The following is a 19,062-nucleotide window of genomic DNA, read 5'->3' on the forward strand; positions in this document are numbered from 1 at the left end:
TTATGACAACGGACGATCTTGCCTTTGACCAACGCCATATCTGGCACCCATACACATCCATGACCTCCCCGCTGCCGGTTTATCCGGTAGCGAGCGCGGAAGGTTGCGAGCTGATTTTGTCTGACGGCAGACGCCTGGTTGACGGTATGTCGTCCTGGTGGGCGGCGATCCACGGTTACAATCACCCGCAGCTTAATGCAGCGATGAAGTCGCAAATTGATGCCATGTCGCATGTGATGTTTGGAGGTATCACCCATGCGCCAGCCGTCGAACTTTGCCGCAAACTGGTGGCGATGACGCCGCAACCACTGGAATGCGTTTTTCTCGCGGACTCCGGTTCCGTGGCGGTAGAAGTGGCGATGAAGATGGCGTTGCAGTACTGGCAGGCCAAAGGCGAAGCGCGCCAGCGTTTTCTGACCTTCCGCAATGGTTATCATGGCGATACTTTTGGCGCGATGTCGGTGTGCGATCCGGACAACTCAATGCACAACCTGTGGAAAGGCTATCTGCCAGAAAACTTGTTTGCCCCGGCTCCGCAAAGCCGCATGGACGGCGAATGGGATGAGCGCGATATGGTGGGCTTTGCCCGCCTGATGGTGGCGCATCGTCATGAAATCGCGGCGGTGATCATTGAACCGATTGTCCAGGGCGCAGGCGGGATGCGCATCTACCATCCGGAATGGTTAAAACGAATCCGCAAAATGTGCGATCGTGAAGGTATCTTGCTGATTGCTGACGAAATCGCCACCGGATTTGGTCGAACCGGCAAACTGTTTGCCTGTGAACATGCGGGGATCGCGCCGGACATTTTATGCCTCGGTAAAGCCTTAACCGGCGGCACGATGACCCTTTCCGCTACGCTCACCACACGTCAGGTTGCGGAAACTATTAGTAACGGCGAAGCCGGTTGCTTTATGCACGGGCCAACTTTTATGGGCAATCCGCTGGCCTGCGCGGCAGCGAACGCCAGCCTGACGATTATCGAATCCGGTAAATGGCAACAGCAGGTGGCAAATATTGAAGCGCAACTACGCGAGCAACTGGCACCAGCCCGTGATGCCGAAATGGTTGCCGATGTGCGCGTGCTGGGGGCAATTGGCGTGGTCGAAACCACTCGTCCGGTGAATATGGCAGCACTGCAAAAATTCTTTGTCGAGCAGGGTGTGTGGATACGGCCTTTTGGCAAACTGATTTACCTGATGCCGCCCTATATTATTCGCCCGCAACAGTTGCAGCGCCTGACCGCAGCGGTAAATCACGCCGTACTGGATGAAACATTTTTTTGCCAATAACGGGAAGTCAGCATGAGGGTTTCTGGCTACACTTTCTGCAAACAAGAAAGGAGGGTTAATGAAACTCATCAGTAATGATCTGCGCGATGGCGATAAGCTACCGCATCGTCATGTCTTTAACGGCATGGGTTACGATGGCGATAATATTTCGCCACATCTGGCGTGGGATGATGTTCCTGCGGGAACGAAAAGTTTTGTCGTCACCTGCTACGACCCGGATGCGCCAACCGGCTCCGGCTGGTGGCACTGGGTAGTTGTTAACTTGCCTGCCGATACCCGTGTATTGCCGCAAGGATTTGGCTCTGGTCTGGTAGCAATCCCTGATGGCGTGCTCCAGACACGCACCGACTTTGGTAAAACCGGGTACGATGGTGCAGCGCCGCCGAAAGGCGAAACCCATCGCTACATTTTTACCGTTCACGCGCTGGATGTAGAACGTATTGATGTCGATGAAGGTGCCAGCGGCGCGATGGTCGGTTTTAACGTTCATTTCCACTCTCTCGCCAGCGCATCAATTACCGCAATGTTCAGTTAAATGTTCTGTCAGATGGTGCCAGGCCATCTGACATCACTTAAAGGTATTAAAAACAACTTTTTGTCTTTTTACCTTCCCGTTTCGCTAAAGTTAGTATAAAAAAGCAGGCTTCAACGGATTCATTTTTCCATTTCAAAGCCCGGAGCAACCTGTGAACACATTTTCAGTTTCCCGTCTGGCGCTGGCACTGGCTTTTGGCGTGACGCTGACCGCCTGTAGCTCAACACCGCCCGATCAACGTCCTTCCGATCAAGTAGCACCTGGTACGTCTTCTCGCCCGATTCTGTCGGCAAAAGAAGCGCAGAATTTCGATGCTCAACACTATTTTGCGTCCCTGACGCCAGGTGCTACAGCATGGAATCCTTCCCCGATTACCCTGCCTGCGCAACCTGACTTTGTTGTCGGCCCGGCGGGTACTCAAGGTGTAACGCATACCACGATTCAGGCGGCGGTAGATGCGGCGATTATCAAGCGTACAAATAAGCGCCAGTATATTGCCGTGATGCCAGGTGAGTATGAAGGTACAGTTTATGTCCCTGCCGCTCCGGGGGGAATCACTGTCTACGGTATGGGCGAAAAACCGATTGATGTGAAGATTGGGCTTTCCCTTGATGGTGGAATGAGCCCTGCCGACTGGCGTCATGACGTCAACCCGCGCGGCAAATATATGCCAGGTAAACCAGCGTGGTACATGTACGATAGCTGCCAGAGCAAACGCAGCAACAGCATCGGCGTTCTCTGTTCTGCGGTCTTCTGGTCACAAAACAATGGTCTGCAACTGCAAAACCTGACCATTGAAAACACCCTGGGCGATAGCGTAGATGCGGGTAACCATCCGGCAGTGGCGTTGCGTACTGACGGCGATAAAGTGCAGATCAACAACGTTAACATTCTCGGTCGTCAGAATACCTTCTTTGTTACCAACAGTGGTGTGCAGAACCGTCTGGAAACCAACCGTCAGCCGCGTACTCTGGTAACTAATAGCTACATCGAAGGGGATGTGGATATCGTTTCCGGCCGTGGTGCAGTGGTGTTCGATAATACCGAATTCCGCGTGGTGAACTCACGTACTCAGCAAGAAGCGTATGTGTTTGCACCGGCTACGCTGTCCAACATTTACTACGGTTTCCTCGCGGTAAACAGCCGTTTCAATGCTTCCGGTGATGGCGTCGCGCAGCTGGGCCGTTCGCTGGATGTGGATGCCAATACCAACGGTCAGGTGGTGATCCGTGATAGCGCCATCAACGAAGGTTTTAACACGGCTAAACCGTGGGCCGATGCGGTGATCTCTAATCGTCCGTTTGCGGGTAACACCGGCAGCGTTGATGATAACGACGAAGTACAGCGCAATCTGAATGACACTAACTACAACCGCATGTGGGAATACAATAACCGTGGCGTGGGTAGCAAAGTGGTTGCAGAAGCAAAGAAATAAGAGCTATTAACTCATTGCCGGATGCGGCGTAAACGCCTTATCCGGCCTACGGGTCGATGTGATTTGTAGGTCGGATAAGATGCGCCAGCATCGCATCCGACAATAAGTGCCGGATGCGACCTACATTCACATGGCGCTTTTTATATCTGACGGTTTTTATTGAAGTTAATCAAACTACCCGCCTTGATAATCTCGCGCTCTTCCGCAGTCAGATTTTCCATATAGAGCGTGATTTCCGTAACCGGCGCATCTTCATGGATCACATAACCTTTGAAGGTCGTACCTGGATTATCCAGCGCCGCTTTAATGCCAGGAATATAAATGTAATCCCCCACTTCAAAGTTCGGCACTTCTGCCATTTGCAGCGGGTAACATCCCCCAGTTGATGACATTAGAACGGTAACGTTTAGTCGCGTATTCCTCGGCAATATTCGCCAGACCGCCAATCACACGCTGGCAGCTCGCCGCCTGTTCACGCGCAGAACCATCACCTGGTTTAACTGCATAGACCATGCTGCCAATTTCAGTTTGCAGCGGATCAATATGTTCCTGACCAGCAATCTGTTTAATACGCGCAAACACCCCTGCCAGTTCACTAACGTTTCCTGCCAGACGCTGATTTTCCAGCTCAGCGGTGGCCTTACTTCTGCCGACATAACCCGGATCGCGGCGTGACAGGGTAAACTCCGCCAGACCAATCGGATTTGAACGATACGAAGAGGTTTCCCCGGAAGGAATTAGTTCATCGGTGGTGGTCACTTCGTCGAGGATCTTCGAGCACACTTTGAGGACGATATTGTCAGTCAGCGCGCCCAATTCCGGCCAGTCTTTAATGTTCGGTCCGTAGATCAGCGGTTGCTGTGTCGCCCCTTTCACAAAGCCTTGATAGACGCGATTTTTATACGGCGTTACATCGAAGGCGTACTCCGGCACGTTGTCCCAGCAGTCCAGCTCGCTGGCAGAGGTTAAATAGCCACCGTTTGCCGCAGTCGCAGCGATAGAACGGGCGTCCATTAATGCAACCGCTGACATCTGACCATTAGCTGGCTTAGAGCCCTCGCGATTCGGGAAGTTACGCGTGGTGTGGCGAATACTCAAACCGTTGTTGATTGGCGTATCACCTGCCCCAAAGCATGGGCCGCAGAACGCAGTTCTGATGATTGCGCCTGCGCCAATCAAATCTGCTACCACGCCTTTTTTGGCTAAATCCATAAACACCGGCTGTGATGACGGATAAACCGCCAGCGAGAAGGTGTCGTTGCCACAGGATTGACCACGCAGTGCATTCGCCGCTGCAATAACGTTTTCATAGTTACCGCCAGAACAGCCTGCGATAATCCCCTGTTGTACTTTCAGGCGACCATTTTCGACTTTATCCAGCAGCGAGAGTCTGGCTTTACCGTGCGCCACGCGCTCGGACTCGATTTCAATCTCACGCAGAATGTCGGTCAGGTTCTGGTTCAGCGTGTCGATTTCATACACGTTGCTCGGGTGGAACGGCAGCGCAATCATTGGTTTGATGGCACTTAAATCAACGCTAATGCACCCATCGTAGTACGCCATCGGTTGAGGGTTAAGCTGGCAGTAATCCTGGCCGCGACCGTGCAGCGCCAGCCAGTTATGGACTTCTTCATCGGTTTGCCAGACAGAACTTAAACAGGTGGTTTCAGTGGTCATAACGTCAACGCTGTTACGGAAATCGGTAGAGAGCGCAGCAACACCTGGCCCCACGAACTCCATCACTTTATTTTTGACGTAGCCGTTTTTGAACACCGCGCCGATAATTGCCAGCGCCACATCCTGCGGCCCCACATAGGGTGCTGGTTTTCCGGTCAAATGCACTGCAACAACGCCCGGATAGTCGATATCCCAGGTGTCATTAAGCAGTTGTTTTACCAGCTCGCCGCCGCCCTCGCCGACCGCCATTGTACCTAACGCACCGTAACGGGTGTGGCTGTCTGAACCGAGGATCATTTTGCCGCCGCCTGCCATCATTTCACGCATATATTGATGGATGACCGCAATATGCGGAGGCACAAAAATACCGCCATAACGCTGCGCTGCCGATAAACCAAAAACATGGTCATCACCGTTAATGGTGCCGCCGACGGCGCACAGTGAGTTATGGCAGTTGGTCAGCACATACGGCAGCGGGAAACGTTCCATGCCGGACGCTTTAGCGGTCTGTACAATACCAACAAAGGTAATATCGTGGGAGGCTAAGGAATCAAACTTAATTTTAAGTTTGTCCATATTTCCGGACGTGTTATGAGAAGAGAGAATAGACCAGGCAATAGTGCCTTTTTTTGCTTCTTCTTTTTTAATTTCGCCGGTGAAATGTTCTTCGGCAATTATTTCGTTATTACTGGCGAGAAACACGCCTTTTTCAGATAACTTGATCATCAAATGCTCCAGATATCTGCGCACCGTAAAGTGCGCAGAAAAATAATGAATGGATATTTTTGAGTATTTACAGCATGTTCCAGCCGATCAGCATATTCCACCACCACACGCCGAGGGTGATATGCACCAGGAAGGTTAATATCGTCAGAACCGCACCGACCAGCCACCAGGACTTAATGTCGTTATAGCCAACACCGAAGATAACTGGACCAGCCGCGCCGCCATAGTGAGTGACCATGCCGCCGTAAGAGTTGGAGAACAGCAGCGCCAGCGCAGTTAACATTAACGGTGCGCCGGAGACGTTCGCCAGCATGGCAAATACCGGCAACATAGCAACGATATAGGCGCTACCAGAAGCGAAGAAATAACGCACGATGATGCTAAGGAAAATAATGACAAAGAAGGCAACGTTGCCATGACCATCAAATGCCAGGTTATTTTTAAAGACTTCAGCTAACCATTCGAAGAATTTAACTTTTGATAATAAGGAGCTTAAACCGATAATACCGCCGTACCAGATTAAGGTATTCCAGCCGCCTTTATTTTTAACCACATCTTCCCAGGTAACGATACCCAGCAGCAGCATGGTTGCCATAACAACGATTGCCACAGTGGATTCATCAACCCCCAGAGACTTGCTGAAAATCCAGCCCAGCAGCGCCAGCACAAAGACACCGAGCAGCATTTTTTCACGGATTTTCATCGGTCCCAGTTCGGCAAGGCCCGCTTTAGCGATGGTTTTGTTATCGACCTTTTTAATTTCTGGCGGATACATGGTGTAAATCACCAGCGGAGTGACCAGCAGCATAATGATGCCCGGTAAACCGGCTGCCAGCGCCCATCCACCCCAGCTAATTTGCAGGTGCAGAATGTCGTTGATCATTTTCAGCGCCAGAATATTCCCCGCCATTGCGGTAAAGAACATGTAGCTGGTGGTTTTGGTGACCATGTAAATGGACATCATCAGGTAATGTCCAACACGACGCGGGCTTTTTTCCGGTTCGGACCCAAGAGCCACCGCCACGCTGTTGATGATCGGTAACACAATGCCGCCCGCACGCGCGGTGTTAGACGGTGTTGCCGGAGCCAGTACCAGATCGAGGAATACGGTAACGTAACCCAGCCCCAGGGTGGTGCTACCAATTTTACCAATCAGCAGATAGGCGATACGTTTACCTAAGCCGGTGGTAACAAACGCGGCGCTTAAGGTGAACGCCGAGAACACCAACCAGGTTGTACCGGAAGAGTAACCGCTTAATACGGCGGTGGTTTTAAATGCACCGTCGGATAAGTTACCCACGACGACCATTGAAGCGGCAACCGCAATTAACAGTACGACAGGTTCCGGGAATGGCTTAATAACCAGACCCACAATTGCCGCCAGGTAGATACCAAACAGTACCCACGCCAGTTCACTTAATCCTGCCGGAGCTGGCATAAAGCCAATAATACATGGGATCGCTAATATCAGAATTAGCTTCCATAACGATTTCTTATTCATTTAAAATCCTGTTCTTTCTGTATGACTCATACAGAAGTCCTTTATTGATTGTCCTTATCACGACAAAGAATTTTTTCAGGGAAGATAAACTTCACCGGAAAATATTTTTCTGGTCGTCCGAATAACAGATGCGCGTAACGTCGTGGCATCCTGACCTTCATTGCTTAAATGAACGTCAAGCGCACCACTGGGGTGTTCAATATTGATATTGCCGTATCCAACAGAAGGGACGATTTGTCGGGTGACGGTGCCTTCCAATGCACAACTACTGGAAATGGCAATAGCACCAGTTATCGCCAGCGCGCGATGGCAAGAATGCGGCATAAAATAACGCACATTGATCGCCCCGCCTTTCTGTGCTGGAGAAATAAGTACAGGTTTAGGGATAACCATATTACTGACATCGCCCAAGCCCATTGCTTTACCCGCTTGTAGACGGATAGATTCAATGCGGGCTAATAATGCTTTGTCGGCATCCAGTTCCGCTGGTAATTCATAGCCTGTTTTTCCCAGATATTCAGCCGGAATAATAACGACTGGCATCGCCATATCGATACAAGTCACCGGGACATCGTCAAAATAATCAATCTGATTATCCGTCGGGAAAACTTTTCCGGTTTTTGTTCCGGCAGCATTCAGGAAAGTGAGCGCGACCGGCGCGGCTGTCCCTGGTACACCATCAATTCTGGCGCTACCCTCATACTCGACGACACCGTTTGGCGTTTGCACATCGGCTTCGATGAACGTGCCTGTATTGACGTTGCGGATACGCACGCGGGTGACCGGTGATGTCGCTGCAATCAAACCATTTTCAATGGCGAATGCCCCAACGCCAGACAACATATTGCCGCAGTTAGGTGTGGTATCGACACGTTGCTCATGGACGATTACCTGCGCAAACAAATAATCGACATCAGCACGAGAATCGCTGGAACGGCTAATAATGGCGACTTTACTGGTCAGCGGATTACCGCCGCCGATACCGTCAATTTCCAGATCATTACCGGAACCCATAATTGCCATCAATATTTTATCGCGCTGCGTTTGATCTTCAGGTAAATGTTCCGCTAACAGGAACGCGCCCCTCGAGGTTCCACCTCGCATCATCACGCAGGGTATTTTTTTCATAATAATGCCCTCAATTTAAAAACATAACTTATTGCGATATGGTTACATTAAGGGCAAAGCATCTCTAATGCCTTTAGCTTCACGATTAATAACATTTTTTCATTAATTTAAGTGATTAAAAGGCAGTTAAACTGGTTTAACTGCAAATCACTAAAAAGCACCGCTTCCATTTTCCGGAGTAATAATGAAGCATGAGTTATCAAGTATGAAAGCATTTGTCACGCTGGCAGAGTCCAGTTCATTTAACAATGCTGCTAAATTACTTAATATTACGCAACCTGCATTAACGCGCAGAATAAAAAAGATGGAAGAGGATTTACATATTCAACTCTTTGAGCGTACAACTCGCAAGGTTACTTTAACAAAAGCGGGGAGAATGTTGCTTCCTGAGGCGCGGGAATTAATAAAAAAATTCGATGAAACACTGTTTAATATTCGCGATATGAATATTTATCATCGTGGTATGGTGACATTAGCGTGTATTCCTACCGCCGTGTTTTATTTCTTGCCGTTGGCAATTGGCAAATTTAATGAGCTATATCCCAATATTAAAGTGCGAATTCTGGAACAAGGCACGAATAATTGCATGGAATCGGTGCTGTGCAACGAATCGGACTTTGGCATAAACATGAACAACATCACAAATTCATCCATCGATTTTACGCCACTGGTCAACGAGCCGTTTGTGCTGGCCTGTCGGCGTGACCACCCATTAGCCAAAAAGCAGCTAGTGGAATGGCAGGAACTGGTAGGTTACAAAATGATTGGCGTGCGCTCCTCCAGCGGCAACCGACTGCTGATTGAGCAAAAATTGTCCGACAAACCCTGGAAGCTGGACTGGTTTTACGAAGTGCGTCATCTTTCGACGTCATTAGGACTGGTGGAAGCAGGACTGGGGATTTCGGCGCTTCCAGGCCTGGCAATGCCTCATGCGCCCTATTCTTCGATTATTGGTATCCCGCTGGTGGAACCCGTTATACGCCGGACATTGGGGATTATTCGTCGCAAAGATGCCGTGCTTTCTCCGGCAGCAGAACGCTTTTTTGCTTTGCTGATTAATTTGTGGACTGATGATAAAGACAATTTATGGACCAATATCGTCGAACGCCAGAGACATGCGTTACAGGAGATGGGGTAATACCCCGGCGCAGGAAATACTGCGCCGGGTAACTCAACGGTTAGTGTGCGTTCACCACCACCCACATCGGCCCCTGCCCGACCGCATAGCGACCTTTTTCATGCAGTAGCCCCTGCTCGCCGACAATTTCGTAAACTGAGATGTGGTGAGATTTTTGCCCGGCGGCAATCAGATACTTGCCACTGTGATCAACGTTAAAGCCGCGCGGCTGGGTTTCCGTTGGCTGGAAACCTTCTTTGCTCAACACGCTGCCATCTTCCGAAACGCTGAAAACGGTAATCAGACTGGCGGTACGGTCACAGGCGTATAAATGACGACCATCCGGAGTAATATGAATATCAGCCGCCCACCGGGTGTCGGAGAAGTTTTCCGGCATCATATCCAGCGTCTGGACACATTCGATATTGCCGTGCGGATCTTTCAGTTCCCAGACATCCACTGAACTGTTTAACTCATTGACGCAATACGCATATTGTTCGTTTGGATGGAACACCATATGACGCGGCCCAGCGCCTTCAACGGTCGTCACTTCCGCCGGGTCCTGCGCCACCAGATGACCATCATCGCTGAGCGTAAACAGGCAGATGCGATCCTGCTTTAATGCCGGAACCCACAGCGTGCGGTTATCCGGTGAGATATTGGCGGAATGGCAGCCGTCCAGCCCCTCGACCACATCGACGACGCCCACTGGCAGGCCATCTTCCAGTCGCGTTACGCTCACGTTACCCGCATTGTAAGAACCTACAAAGACAAACTGTCCCTGGTGATCGGTAGAAATATGCGTCGGGCTACCCGGCAGCGCCGACTCTGCGGCGAATGTCAGAGCACCGTCGTCCGGGGCGATACGATACGCCAGGACGCGAAACTCAGGGCGAACGCCAACGTAGAGATAACGTTTGTCCGGGCTGACCACCATCGGCTGCACCTGCCCCGGCACATCAACAACCTGCGTCAGCGTCAGTGCGCCTTCATGATTCAGGTTCCAGACGTGAATTTGCTGGCTCTCAGGGCTGGCGATATAAACTGTTTGCTTCATGAATGCTCCTTTGCATTTAGCAACTGACTGTAACAGCTAAAATTAGTCGCTTTTGGCGGTGAATGCTGAATTAAAGCGCAGAATTTTGTCCGATAGTGGTATCGGTGTACCATTCGCTTAGACGAAAATTCTTAACCTTAATCTGGAAAACGCCATGACCACACGCGTGATTGCTCTCGACTTAGACGGCACCTTATTGACCCCGAAAAAGACCCTGCTTCCCTCATCTATAGAAGCACTGGCTCGCGCTCGCGAAGCTGGCTATCAATTGATTATCGTCACGGGTCGCCATCACGTCGCTATTCATCCTTTTTATCAGGCGCTGGCGCTGGATACACCTGCTATTTGCTGTAACGGCACCTATTTGTATGATTATCATGCAAAAACCGTGCTTGAAGCCGATCCAATGCCTGTTAATAAAGCCCTGCAACTCATTGAGATGCTGAATGAACACCACATTCACGGCCTGATGTATGTCGATGATGCAATGGTGTATGAACACCCGACCGGGCATGTCATTCGTACTTCTAACTGGGCGCAAACCCTGCCGCCAGAACAGCGTCCGACCTTTACCCAGGTTGCCTCGCTGGCCGAGACGGCACAAGAAGTTAAGGCGGTGTGGAAGTTCGCCCTGACGCACGATGACCTGCCGCGATTGCAGCATTTTGGTAAGCATGTTGAACATGAATTAGGACTGGAGTGCGAATGGTCCTGGCACGATCAAGTTGATATTGCACGCGGCGGCAACAGCAAAGGTAGACGCCTGACGAAATGGATTGAGGCACAAGGCTGGTCGATGGATGATGTGATTGCGTTTGGCGATAACTTTAATGATATCAGTATGCTGGAAGCCGCCGGAACGGGTGTAGCGATGGGCAACGCCGATGACGCAGTAAAAGCGCGCGCCAACATTGTGATTGGGGATAACACCACCGACAGCATTGCCCAGTTCATTTATAGCCACCTGATTTAATCAGGCGGTTATCGACACACTTTTAATTTGCGCGTACAGCCACAGGCCAGGTCTGATTGCCAGTTCATCCCTGGCCCACGGGCTAATACGCGCCCACAGCGTTTTACCACCGACTTCCAGTTCGACTTCCACCTGACCGTTGTCGTCATAGCTATTAACAACTTTTGCGCGCAACACGTTACGAATGCTGGTTTGCTGCGGAGGCTGTAAAACCAGCGAGACATCGGAAGCCTGAATGCGAATACGTAGCGCAGCTTGTAACGGCTCGTCCAGCTTATTGACCCACAAATGCTGATCGCCCAGCGCCAGCGCGGTCATTGCGTAATGCGGATGATGCTCCAGTATCGACACTTTCAGAATGCTACTTTGTTGCTCTTTCGGCAGCCACGGATTCATCACGCTACTACCCCAGACTTCTTCCAGCGCGCCAAAGGCTTTCACCTGACCGTTTTCCAGCACCATCACTCTGTCTGCCAGATGGAGGATCTCATCCAGAGAATGGCTGACATACAACATAGGAACGTTAATTTCCCGCGTCAGACGTTGCAGATAAGGCAACAGTTCGCGTTTACGCGGAATATCCAGTGATGCCAGTGGTTCATCCAGCAACAGCAATTCCGGCGCCGTCAGCAATGCCCGACCAATCGCCACACGCTGTTTTTCGCCACCGGACAGGCTGCCCGGTAAACGTTCAAGTAACGGTTCAATGCCTAAAAGCGCCACCAGCTTGTCGAACTGATCGACCATGCTTTTCGCTATGCCGTAGCGCAGATTGCCACGCACTTTGTAATGCGGAAACAGCCGCGCATCCTGAAACACATAGCCAACGCGACGCTTTTCTGGCGTCAGACAGATACCTTTTTCGGCGTCATTTAGTACCCGACCATTGAGGACAATCCGCCCTTTTTGCGGACGTGTCAGTCCACTGATGGCGTTAATCAGCGAGGTTTTTCCGGCACCGGAGACGCCAAAGATAGCAGTGATGCCGTTGGCGGGCAGCGTTTCATTAATGGTCAGGCAATGGTTGCCCAACGTCTGGGAAAAATTCAGTTCCAGCATGATTAGCGCCCCGCCCGCTCACGGCTGATTCTGGCCAGCCATTCTGAAATCAGCAAGGAAATCATCGCCAGCGCAATAGAGATGATGCAAAGTCTCGCCGCACCGCTTTCCCCGCCAGGAGTCTGGATCAAGGTATACATGGCTGAAGGAATGGTTCGCGTTTCACCAGGAATGTTAGAAACAAAGGTGATGGTTGCACCAAATTCACCGAGCGAACGAGCGAACGCCAGCACCGTACCGACAATAATTCCCGGCAAAGTCAGCGGTAACGTGATGGTAAAGAAAACGCGCCAGCGCCCAGCCCCGAGTGTTCTTGCGGCCTGTTCCAGTTTGACATCAACGCCTTCCAGCGCCAGACGAATTGCCCGCACCATCAGCGGAAAAGACATGACGGCGGCAGCGAGAACCGCGCCGCGCCAGCTAAAGGCGAAGGTAATGCCAAACCAGTCATACAGGCGTTCACCGATAAATCCGCGCCGTCCCATAGAAACTAACAGCAAGTAGCCGACGACTACTGGCGGTAACACCAGCGGTAGATGCAGCACGCTGTCGAGCAGAGCTTTGCCCGGAAACGTGCAACGCACCAGTAACCAGGCAAAAAAGATCCCAAACGGCAGGCTAAACAGCACAGCCAGGGAAGAAACTTTCAGGCTTAGTAAAACCGCCTGCCATTCTGGATCGGTCAGTATCATTACTTAGTTGTAAATCCGTAACGTTTAAAGATTTCCGCAGCCTGCGGTCCCTTCAGATAATCGTAAAATGCTTTCACTGTCGCATTGTTATGCCCTTCCACGACGGCAACCGGATATTCCACTTTTTTATGCGAATCTTCCGGGAAAGTGGCTACTACTTTAACCCCTTTGCTGGCAACCGCGTCAGAACCGTAAACAATGCCCAGCGGTGCTTCATTGCGTTCAACCAGCGCCAGCGCCCCACGAACATCTTCCGCCGGAGCCAGTTTCGGGGAGAGCGTATCCCATGCGCCCAGTTTTTGCAGTGCTTCTTTCGCATAAATACCAGCGGGGACATGTTCCGGATCGCCAACCGCTAGGCGACCGCCATTCAGCAGCGAAGTCCAGTTGGTTTTGCTGTCGATGGTGAAATCTTTCTGTGCACTGGTTTTCGGTGCTACAACGACCAGGCTATTGCCGAGCAATGTCTGACGCGTGGCAGTGTCGATCGCTTTTTTATCAACCGCATAATCCATCCATTTCTGATCGGCAGAAATAAACAGATCCGCAGGCGCGCCCGCTTCAATCTGACGGGCCAGGGTAGAAGACGAGGCAAAAGAAGAAACGACGTCCACGCCTTTCTCTTTTTTATACTGCGTAGCGATGTCCTGCATTGCGTTGGTCAGTGATGCTGCCGCAAAAACTGTAATCTTCCCTTCGTCTGCCAGCGCATTGCCTGCAAGAGTTAAAGAGAGCGCCGCCCCGGCAAACAAGTTCAACCATTTACGAGCCATTGGTAACCCCTTCATGTAACGTTATGTAGGCAACAATATAACGACTGATTCAGAATTTTCCCAGCAGTTATTGTTAACCTTTGAGAGGTAGCTAGAAAAAATATCGGCAGGAAAAGCAGGAAGTTGAGAAAAAAGAAAATGCCCGACTAAGCGGGCATTCAGGGAATCAATGATTTTGTCCGGGCTGGTCTTTTTTACCAACACCAGAAAAGATGTTGAATACTTCACCAAGACCGTAAATCAGACCCAGGATGATGGCCATCACGACAGGTACCATGATTACGGCGAATACCAGACTTTTTAATAACTCTAACATGGTCAACTCCAGATATAGTCCTGTCACTATTCTAACTGCTAAGCACAGAAAAGCACTCCCCTTTTGTGCGGTCAGCTTTGCGTGGCGTTCGTTTTCCGTCACAATAAGACTTTTGCCAGGACATTGTTATGCAGGCCGAAATCCTTCTCACCCTTAAGCTTCAACAAAAGCTATTTGCCGACCCACGCCGCATTTCGCTACTAAAACACATTGCCCTTTCCGGTTCTATCAGCCAGGGGGCGAAAGATGCCGGTATCAGCTATAAAAGCGCCTGGGATGCCATTAACGAGATGAATCAGTTAAGCGAACATACGCTGGTTGAACGTGCTACAGGAGGAAAAGGTGGCGGTGGCGCGGTACTGACCCGCTATGGCCAGCGGCTGATTCAGCTCTATGACCTCCTGGCGCAGATCCAGCAAAAAGCCTTTGATGTATTAAGTGACGACGACGCCCTGCCGCTGAACAGCCTGCTGGCAGCTATCTCACGTTTTTCACTGCAGACCAGCGCCCGTAACCAGTGGTTCGGCACCATCACCGCCCGCTATCACGATGACGTTCAACAGCATGTTGATGTCCTACTGGCTGATGGTAAAACACGATTAAAAGTCGCGATTACCGCGCAAAGTGGCGCGCGTCTGGGTCTGGATGAAGGCAAAGAAGTATTGATACTGCTGAAAGCGCCGTGGGTAGGTATTACTCAGGACGAGGCGGTCGCACAAAACGCCGACAACCAATTGCCGGGCATTATTAGTCATATTGAGCGCGGCGCGGAGCAGTGCGAAGTATTAATGGCGCTACCCGACGGGCAAACCCTGTGCGCCACGGTGCCGGTAAATGAAGCGGCTTCTCTTGAGCAAGGGCAGAATGTCACGGCCTACTTTAATGCCGACAGCGTGATTATCGCCACGCTGTGCTAAGCGTGTTGACAATTTGTTATGAAACAAGTATCCCTGTCAGTAATCGCTGCAAAAAATGGGATATAAAATGTCATCGTTGCAAATTTTGCAAGGCACGTTTCGTCTTAGCGACACAAAAACGCTGCAATTGTCTCAGCTAACGTTAAACGCGGGTGATAGTTGGGCGTTTGTCGGTTCAAATGGTAGCGGGAAGTCGGCGCTGGCTCGCGCGCTGGCGGGGGAACTTCCGCTTTTGAAAGGTGAACGGCAAAGCCAGTTTTCCCACATCACTCGTCTCTCCTTCGAGCAATTGCAAAAGCTCGTCAGCGACGAATGGCAGCGGAATAATACCGATATGCTTAGTCCTGGCGAAAATGACACCGGGCGTACCACGGCTGAGATCATTCAGGATGAAGTTAAAGATGCACAGCGTTGTTTGCAACTGGCGCAGCAGTTCGGTATTACCGCCCTCCTCGACCGACGATTTAAATACCTTTCCACTGGCGAGACGCGTAAAACCCTGCTCTGTCAGGCGCTAATGTCAGACCCTGATTTACTGATTCTTGATGAACCGTTCGATGGTCTTGATGTTGCCTCACGTCAGCAACTGGCAGAACTGCTCGCCTCGTTACATCAGTCCGGTATTACTCTGGTACTGGTGCTCAATCGCTTCGATGAGATCCCGGAATTTGTCCAGTTTGCCGGAGTGCTGGCGGATTGCACGTTAGCAGAAACGGGCGCTAAAGAGGAACTGCTCCAGCAAGCTCTCGTCGCGCAACTGGCGCACAGCGAGCGACTTGATGGTGTGCAACTGCCGGAACCGGATGAGCCTTCAGCGCGTCACTCATTACCCGCCAGCGAACCGCGCATTGTGCTGAACAACGGCGTGGTTTCTTATAACGATCGCCCCATACTTAACAACCTTAGCTGGCAGGTGAATCCTGGCGAGCACTGGCAAATTGTCGGGCCAAATGGCGCGGGAAAATCGACGTTATTAAACCTGATCACGGGCGATCATCCGCAAGGTTACAGCAACGATTTAACGCTGTTTGGTCGGCGTCGCGGCAGCGGTGAAACCATCTGGGATATCAAAAAACATATTGGTTATGTCAGCAGCAGTTTGCATCTGGATTACCGGGTCAGCACTACCGTGCGTAATGTGATTCTTTCTGGCTATTTTGATTCGATTGGCATTTATCAGGCCGTTTCGGATCGCCAGCACAAACTGGTGCAGCAGTGGCTGGATATTCTCGGCATTGATAAACGCACCGCAGACGCCCCTTTCCATAGCCTTTCCTGGGGGCAACAGCGTCTGGCATTGATCGTCCGCGCACTGGTGAAGCATCCGACGTTGCTTATTCTTGATGAACCATTGCAAGGGCTTGATCCGCTGAATCGCCAGCTTATCCGTAGATTTGTTGATGTGCTGATTAGCGAAGGTGAAACGCAGTTGTTGTTTGTTTCGCACCACGCTGAAGATGCGCCTGCCTGTATTACCCATCGTCTGGAGTTCGTGCCAGACGGTGACCTCTATCGTTATGCGCTTACCAAAATAAATTGAGTGACTGTGCCGGATGCGGCGTGAAAGCCTTATTCGGCCTACGGTTTAACGCATCCAGGCATGAAAACGCGACTTTTTTTCAGATAAAAAGCGCAATCATTCATAAACCCTCTATTTTATAATCAATTAATCGCACATAAAAAATGGCTAAATTCTTGTGTAAACGATTCCACTAATTTATTCCATGTCACACTTTTCGCATCTTTGTTATGCTATGGTTATTTCATACCATAAGCCTAATGGAGCGAATTATGAGAGTTCTGGTTACCGGTGGTAGCGGTTACATTGGAAGTCATACCTGCGTGCAATTACTGCAAAACGGTCATGATGTCATCATTCTTGATAACCTCTGTAACAGTAAGCGCAGCGTACTGCCTGTTATCGAGCGTTTAGGCGGCAAACATCCAACGTTTGTTGAAGGCGATATCCGTAACGAAGCGTTGATGACCGAGATCCTGCACGATCACGCTATCGACACCGTGATCCACTTCGCCGGGCTGAAAGCCGTTGGCGAATCGGTACAAAAACCGCTGGAATATTACGACAACAATGTCAACGGTACTCTGCGCCTGATTAGCGCCATGCGCGCCGCTAACGTCAAAAACCTTATTTTTAGCTCCTCCGCCACCGTTTATGGCGATCAGCCCAAAATTCCATACGTTGAAAGCTTCCCGACCGGCACACCGCAAAGCCCTTACGGCAAAAGCAAACTGATGGTGGAACAGATCCTCACCGACCTGCAAAAAGCCCAGCCGGACTGGAGCATTGCCCTGCTGCGCTACTTCAACCCGGTTGGCGCGCATCCGTCGGGCGATATGGGCGAAGATCCGCAAGGCATTCCGAATAACCTGATGCCATACATCGCCCAGGTTGCTGTAGGCCGTCGCGACTCGCTGGCGATTTTTGGTAACGATTATCCGACCGAAGACGGTACTGGCGTACGCGATTACATCCACGTAATGGATCTGGCGGACGGTCACGTCGTGGCGATGGAAAAACTGGCGAACAAACCAGGCGTACACATCTACAACCTCGGCGCTGGCGTAGGCAGCAGCGTGCTGGACGTGGTTAATGCCTTCAGCAAAGCCTGCGGCAAACCGGTTAATTATCATTTTGCACCGCGTCGCGAGGGCGACCTTCCGGCCTACTGGGCGGACGCCAGCAAAGCCGACCGTGAACTGAACTGGCGCGTAACGCGCACACTCGATGAAATGGCGCAGGACACCTGGCACTGGCAGTCACGCCATCCACAGGGATATCCCGATTAAGGAACGACCATGACGCAATTTAATCCCGTTGATCATCCACATCGCCGCTATAACCCGCTCACCGGGCAATGGATTCTTGTTTCACCGCACCGCGCTAAGCGCCCCTGGCAGGGGGCGCAGGAAACGCCAGCCAAACAGGTGTTACCTGCGCACGATCCAGATTGCTTCCTTTGCGCAGGTAATGTGCGGGTGACAGGCGATAAAAACCCCGATTACACCGGGACTTACGTTTTTACCAATGACTTTGCGGCGCTGATGTCCGACACGCCAGACGCGCCGGAAAGTAACGATCCGCTGATGCGTTGCCAGAGCGCACGTGGCACCAGCCGGGTGATCTGCTTTTCACCGGATCACAGTAAAACGCTTCCAGAGCTCAGCGTTGCAGCATTGACGGAAATCGTCAAAACCTGGCAAGAGCAAACCGCAGAACTGGGGAAAACATACCCGTGGGTGCAGGTTTTTGAAAACAAAGGTGCGGCGATGGGGTGCTCTAACCCGCATCCGCACGGTCAGATTTGGGCAAATAGCTTCCTGCCTAACGAAGCTGAGCGTGAAGACCGCCTGCAAAAAGAATATTTCGCCGAACAGAAATCGCCAATGCTGGTGGATTATGTCCAACGTGAACTGGCAGACGGTAGCCGTACCGTTGTCGAAACCGAACACTGGTTAGCCGTTGTGCCTTACTGGGCTGCCTGGCCGTTCGAAACGCTACTGCTGCCCAAAGCCCACGTATTACGGATCACCGATTTGACCGACGCCCAGCGCAGCGATTTGGCGCTGGCATTGAAAAAGCTGACCAGTCGTTATGACAACCTCTTCCAGTGTTCCTTCCCCTACTCTATGGGCTGGCACGGCGCGCCGTTTAATGGCGAAGAGAATCAACACTGGCAGTTACATGCGCACTTTTATCCACCTCTGCTGCGCTCTGCCACTGTACGTAAATTTATGGTCGGTTATGAAATGTTGGCAGAGACCCAGCGTGACCTGACGGCAGAACAGGCAGCAGAACGTTTGCGCGCAGTCAGCGATATCCATTTTCGCGAATCCGGAGTGTAA

Annotated in this window: 16 protein-coding genes and 1 pseudogene; 9 read left to right on the top strand and 8 right to left on the bottom strand. The window is 51.1% G+C overall.

The window, feature by feature from the left end; genetic code table 11:
• The first annotated feature begins 2 nt into the window (after window positions 1-2).
• The 3 genes from bioA (at window position 3) to BEG40_RS08665 (ending at window position 3,262) form a co-directional block, all read left to right on the top strand.
• The gene (gene bioA / locus BEG40_RS08655; protein WP_105285242.1) at window positions 3-1,292 is read left to right on the top strand and encodes an adenosylmethionine--8-amino-7-oxononanoate transaminase; all 1,290 of its coding nucleotides are present in this window, start codon (window positions 3-5) and stop codon (window positions 1,290-1,292) included.
• A 58-nt stretch (window positions 1,293-1,350) separates the two neighbouring features.
• Window positions 1,351-1,827 carry a kinase inhibitor gene (locus tag BEG40_RS08660; RefSeq protein WP_000767387.1) on the top strand — a complete coding sequence of 159 codons (477 nt, stop codon included), beginning with the start codon at window positions 1,351-1,353 and terminating at the stop codon, window positions 1,825-1,827.
• 151 nt (window positions 1,828-1,978) lie between these two features.
• Window positions 1,979-3,262, top strand: coding sequence for a putative acyl-CoA thioester hydrolase (locus tag BEG40_RS08665; protein WP_001091595.1), 1,284 nt, complete (start codon window positions 1,979-1,981; stop codon window positions 3,260-3,262).
• A gap of 140 nt (window positions 3,263-3,402) precedes the next feature.
• Here the strand turns inward: BEG40_RS08665 and BEG40_RS08670 are convergent.
• The 3 genes and pseudogenes from BEG40_RS08670 to BEG40_RS08680 form a co-directional block, all read right to left on the bottom strand.
• Window positions 3,403-5,665, bottom strand: a pseudogene (locus BEG40_RS08670) (hydratase).
• A 67-nt stretch (window positions 5,666-5,732) separates the two neighbouring features.
• A complete protein-coding gene (locus BEG40_RS08675; protein WP_001036486.1) occupies window positions 5,733-7,166 on the bottom strand; it encodes an anion permease in 1,434 nt (477 codons plus the stop codon).
• Window positions 7,167-7,241: 75 nt separating this feature from the next.
• Complete coding sequence (locus BEG40_RS08680) at window positions 7,242-8,294, bottom strand: 4-oxalomesaconate tautomerase (protein ID WP_000723669.1); 1,053 nt, start codon at window positions 8,292-8,294, stop codon at window positions 7,242-7,244.
• Window positions 8,295-8,478: 184 nt separating this feature from the next.
• Between BEG40_RS08680 and BEG40_RS08685 the strand changes: the two genes are divergently transcribed.
• Window positions 8,479-9,432: a LysR family transcriptional regulator gene (locus BEG40_RS08685; RefSeq protein WP_000679976.1), complete on the top strand. Its 954-nt coding sequence runs from the start codon at window positions 8,479-8,481 to the stop codon at window positions 9,430-9,432.
• 40 nt (window positions 9,433-9,472) lie between these two features.
• Here BEG40_RS08685 and pgl read toward each other — a convergent pair whose 3' ends face one another.
• Window positions 9,473-10,468, bottom strand: a complete 996-nt coding sequence (gene pgl / locus BEG40_RS08690) for a 6-phosphogluconolactonase (protein ID WP_000815423.1) — start codon at window positions 10,466-10,468, stop codon at window positions 9,473-9,475.
• 154 nt (window positions 10,469-10,622) lie between these two features.
• Here pgl and ybhA point away from each other — a divergent pair, with 154 nt between their 5' ends.
• Window positions 10,623-11,441, top strand: a complete 819-nt coding sequence (gene ybhA, locus BEG40_RS08695) for a bifunctional pyridoxal phosphate/fructose-1,6-bisphosphate phosphatase (protein ID WP_000213423.1) — start codon at window positions 10,623-10,625, stop codon at window positions 11,439-11,441.
• Here the strand turns inward: ybhA and modC are convergent, their stop codons facing one another.
• The 4 genes from modC to acrZ all read right to left on the bottom strand — a co-directional run bounded on the left by modC (window position 11,442) and on the right by acrZ (window position 14,281).
• Window positions 11,442-12,500 carry a molybdenum ABC transporter ATP-binding protein ModC gene (gene modC, locus BEG40_RS08700; protein ID WP_105285243.1) on the bottom strand — a complete coding sequence of 353 codons (1,059 nt, stop codon included), beginning with the start codon at window positions 12,498-12,500 and terminating at the stop codon, window positions 11,442-11,444. It abuts the gene before it with no gap.
• Between the two features lie 2 nt (window positions 12,501-12,502).
• Entirely contained in the window at window positions 12,503-13,192 is a 690-nt protein-coding gene (gene modB, locus BEG40_RS08705) for a molybdate ABC transporter permease subunit (protein WP_000604034.1), read from the bottom strand.
• Window positions 13,192-13,965 carry a molybdate ABC transporter substrate-binding protein gene (modA, locus tag BEG40_RS08710; RefSeq protein ID WP_000113011.1) on the bottom strand — a complete coding sequence of 258 codons (774 nt, stop codon included), beginning with the start codon at window positions 13,963-13,965 and terminating at the stop codon, window positions 13,192-13,194. The genes modB and modA overlap by 1 nt, the downstream gene beginning before the upstream one ends.
• A 166-nt stretch (window positions 13,966-14,131) precedes the next feature.
• On the bottom strand, window positions 14,132-14,281 hold the full coding sequence (gene acrZ, locus BEG40_RS08720; protein ID WP_000891515.1) for a multidrug efflux pump accessory protein AcrZ: 150 nt from the start codon (window positions 14,279-14,281) through the stop codon (window positions 14,132-14,134).
• A 128-nt stretch (window positions 14,282-14,409) separates the two neighbouring features.
• On the opposite strand from acrZ, the gene modE reads away from it, so the two are divergent.
• The 4 genes from modE to galT all read left to right on the top strand — a co-directional run bounded on the left by modE (window position 14,410) and on the right by galT (window position 19,062).
• Window positions 14,410-15,198 (top strand): molybdenum-dependent transcriptional regulator, encoded by a 789-nt coding sequence (modE, locus tag BEG40_RS08725; protein WP_105285244.1) that lies wholly within the window; start codon window positions 14,410-14,412, stop codon window positions 15,196-15,198.
• Between the two features lie 67 nt (window positions 15,199-15,265).
• The gene (modF, locus tag BEG40_RS08730) at window positions 15,266-16,738 is read left to right on the top strand and encodes a molybdate ABC transporter ATP-binding protein ModF (protein ID WP_105285245.1); all 1,473 of its coding nucleotides are present in this window, start codon (window positions 15,266-15,268) and stop codon (window positions 16,736-16,738) included.
• A 251-nt stretch (window positions 16,739-16,989) separates the two neighbouring features.
• On the top strand, window positions 16,990-18,006 hold the full coding sequence (galE, locus tag BEG40_RS08735; RefSeq protein ID WP_105285246.1) for a UDP-glucose 4-epimerase GalE: 1,017 nt from the start codon (window positions 16,990-16,992) through the stop codon (window positions 18,004-18,006).
• Window positions 18,007-18,015: 9 nt separating this feature from the next.
• Window positions 18,016-19,062: a galactose-1-phosphate uridylyltransferase gene (gene galT, locus BEG40_RS08740; RefSeq protein WP_000191508.1), complete on the top strand. Its 1,047-nt coding sequence runs from the start codon at window positions 18,016-18,018 to the stop codon at window positions 19,060-19,062.

The sequence above is a fragment of the Escherichia sp. MOD1-EC5495 genome (genome assembly GCF_002965965.1).
GTDB classification, from domain to species: Bacteria; Pseudomonadota; Gammaproteobacteria; order Enterobacterales; family Enterobacteriaceae; genus Escherichia; species Escherichia ruysiae.